We start from the raw sequence: 2,480 nt of genomic DNA, 5'->3' as shown, positions 1-2,480 counted from the left end.
GGCGCGGATGGCGACTGGAATCCCTCGAACTTCGACGACGCCGAATACGAGGATGCACTCTCTCGCTATGAGAACGCTGCGACGCTCGAGGACGCGACCGTCGCCTCGCAAGAACTCCAGCGGATGCTCAGCGACTGGACGAGTTGATTATCCAGAGTATTGAGCAAGGGGGAGTCGATGCAGTTCTGAACTTAGGAGCAGGACTTGATACCCGTGCCTACCGTCTGCCTGTACCAGCTTCACTCCTGTGGATTGAGGTTGATTTCCCTACTGTCTTAGACTATAAAGCTAGTAAACTGGCTAGCATCAAGCCTGGGTGCAGACTCAAATCTGTTCCCCTTGACGTGACCAATTCCCAAGCAAGGCAGCGTCTTTTTCGGGACATTGGCTCTGAGACAAAAAAGGTACTGATCGTAACGGAAGGGCTGCTTGTCTATCTGAATCCTGAGCAAGTTGCAGCCCTAGCTAGGGATTTGTGGGCACAGCCCCAGTTGAGTTGGTGGCTCACGGATCTGGCTTCCCATAGTGGGTTGCAGCTCATCCAAAACAGTCTGGATCAGGCTACAGCTAATGGTGAAGCCAAGCTTCAATTCGCTCCTGCCGAGGGGACAAACTTTTTTTGGCAATTAGGTTGGGAAACCACTGAATTTCGTTCTCTCCTAGAAGAAGGACAGCGTTTGCAGCGTTTAGACCTGCCTGAGGCACTGCTGGCGTTATTATCCTCCCCAGAACATCAAGAAAGTTTGCGCAAGTTAGTTGGCTTTGCTTTGCTGAGGCGATCAGAAAAAGACAATCATTCCTAACTGACTCTCTTTCTGTCTAACCATTGACGAATTAACTAAAACAAGGAGCAATCATATGAAACTTCCAGTTCAAGTTAAGCCCGTTAGCCGGGACTCCCTAGGAAAAACTTATTTAGGCTTCAAGACTGGTATTAATCCAATTGCAGCTCTAAACCAAGGGCGGCAAGTGCAAGCATCTAATGGTAATCTTCTAGCACCACCACCACCGGTTAACCCTGGGCCAACAGCTCTGCCACCCATCTCACAAAACTGTAAAAACTGCATAGACCAGCAAGTGGGGCAAGGTCTGTCAAGAAGCGCAGCCTGGAATGCTTGCTTCAGCATCCCGACTATATGCCCAGGGGCGTAACATTGCTCGACCCTAAAATTCCTGGGTGAGGGGCTCAAAGCCCCTTAAGGTCACGCAAATCGCCGTTTTTTTATACTATTGGGTTTAATAATAGAAAAACAGGGGCGAAACCGCTGCCACTCGGGAGCTTCAGCGAACCGAAAAATTGAAAATGAAACAGCCCTGCGAATATATGCCCGTGAGCAGAGACTTATTCGGAAAAACCTAATTTAGGTTTCAAGGCTGCTAAATTCTGGGAGCGTATTAGAACATATAGTCGCGAACCTAAATGATAGCAAATGTGTGATTGCACTAGTTTTCTAAGTGCCATCACACTTTCTGTGCATAATTGCCTCTAGGGAGGTATCCTCAATAATATAAAGTCTGGTTGAACACCCTTAATGAAATCCCAAATTTCAGAAGGGAAAAAAGAGTATGAAACTTCCAAATCAAGCTTCACCCGTCAGGAGATTGGTTGTCCAGAACTATTTAGGTGTACAAGAGACCCTAGAGGAAGTAGCTAGCCAAAGGAACTCTTGGGAGTTGAAGCTAAAAAAAGAAAATGATTCCTCCTCTCCCTTCGAAGATATCAAGAAAACATTTGATATTGTTGCAAAATCTGAGTTGGAGGAAGTTTCATCTGGGGAAAGCAGTACTAAGGAAACCCCTAACCCCATTCCTGAACCTCCTGATCAGATTCAGGAATACCCCAGTGATACTGGACTTTGGACAAAATTGGGAAGGATTCTGCAACACCTAGCGATGCCAGCAATTTCCCGTCCGTCCGACTCTTCTGGCAGGGTAGTTTGAACACCCTTAATGAAATCCAAAATTTCAGAAGGGAAAAAAGAGCATGAAACTTCCAAATCAAGCTTCACCCGTCAGGAGATTGGTTATCCAGAACTATTCAGGTCTACAAGATACCCTAGAGGAATTAGCTAGCCAAAGGAACTCTTCGGAGTTGAAGCTAAAAAAAGAAAATGATTCCTCCTCTCCCTTCAAAGATGCCGAGGAAACATTGGAGGAAGTTTCATCTGAGGGAAGTAGTACTAAGGAAACCCCTAACCCCATTCCTGAACCTCCTGATCAGATTCAGGAATACCCCAGTGATATTGGACTTTGGATAAAACTTTGTAACTTCTTTTCCTGCATCAAAAATCCCCCCATCTAATATCAAGTCTGGTTGAATACCCATAATTAAGGAGAGAGTGGGGAGGGTGGGAGGTGTGGGGAGATGGGGAGATAGGGAGATTTTTATTAAGGGTAATTATCCCGACATGATATAGCGCTACGCGCAAGTCAGAAGTTAGTGCGGCTTGTTCCTACTAGGAGCCTCTAGAAAATAGAGA

General features: G+C 46.2%; 4 protein-coding genes. All 4 read left to right on the top strand.

Annotation, left to right across the window (positions count from 1 at the left end; translation table 11 throughout):
- Positions 1 to 143 precede the first annotated feature (143 nt).
- The 4 genes from F6K20_RS34000 to F6K20_RS33985 all read left to right on the top strand — a co-directional run bounded on the left by F6K20_RS34000 (position 144) and on the right by F6K20_RS33985 (position 2,302).
- Entirely contained in the window at positions 144 to 803 is a 660-nt protein-coding gene (locus F6K20_RS34000) for a class I SAM-dependent methyltransferase (protein ID WP_287297726.1), read from the top strand.
- Positions 804 to 858: 55 nt separating this feature from the next.
- The gene (locus F6K20_RS33995; RefSeq protein WP_008179613.1) at positions 859 to 1,152 is read left to right on the top strand and encodes a hypothetical protein; all 294 of its coding nucleotides are present in this window, start codon (positions 859 to 861) and stop codon (positions 1,150 to 1,152) included.
- 414 nt (positions 1,153 to 1,566) lie between these two features.
- The gene (locus F6K20_RS33990) at positions 1,567 to 1,941 is read left to right on the top strand and encodes a hypothetical protein (protein ID WP_008179610.1); all 375 of its coding nucleotides are present in this window, start codon (positions 1,567 to 1,569) and stop codon (positions 1,939 to 1,941) included.
- A gap of 43 nt (positions 1,942 to 1,984) precedes the next feature.
- Entirely contained in the window at positions 1,985 to 2,302 is a 318-nt protein-coding gene (locus F6K20_RS33985) for a hypothetical protein (protein ID WP_008179608.1), read from the top strand.
- The last annotated feature ends 178 nt before the right edge of the window (positions 2,303 to 2,480 follow it).

The organism is Moorena sp. SIO2C4, assembly GCF_010672485.1.
Classification (GTDB): Bacteria; Cyanobacteriota; Cyanobacteriia; order Cyanobacteriales; family Coleofasciculaceae; genus Moorena; species Moorena producens.
This window is presented reverse-complemented; position numbering and strand designations above follow the sequence as displayed.